1 protein-coding gene is annotated in these 378 nt (G+C 34.1%); it reads left to right on the top strand.

Annotated features, from left to right (window positions below):
* The coding region (locus SB764_RS38620; protein ID WP_410866554.1) for a transposase at window positions 1–378 on the top strand (378 nt) is incomplete at both ends.

The following is a 378-nucleotide window of genomic DNA, read 5'->3' as shown; positions in this document are numbered from 1 at the left end:
CGTATGATGTGGTTAGCTCAAGGAAATGAACCTACATATCGCACGATTAATCGCTTCCGTATCAAACCGACTGTAAAAGAATTAATTCGTCAATGTTTTGTCCAGTTCAGATGTCAACTCATTCAAGAAAACTTAATTGATGATGAAGCAATTTTCATTGATGGTACAAAAATTGAAGCGAACGCAAATAAATTCACATTTGTTTGGAAGAAATCGATTGAACGGTATCAAACAAAGTTAATTGATAAATCGAACGAAATTTACGAAGAGTTACTTCAAAATGAAATCATTCCAGAAATTCAAAAAGAATCAGATGAAGAGTTAACGACAGCTGAACTCGCTCAATTAATTCAAGCTGTTGATGAAGTGGTGACGGAT

It is taken from the genome of Paraburkholderia sp. SIMBA_027, assembly GCF_046535315.1.
Taxonomy (GTDB): Bacteria; Pseudomonadota; Gammaproteobacteria; order Burkholderiales; family Burkholderiaceae; genus Paraburkholderia; species Paraburkholderia tropica.
The sequence above is the reverse complement of the archived record's forward strand: the minus strand, read 5'-3'. Positions and strand labels throughout refer to the sequence as shown.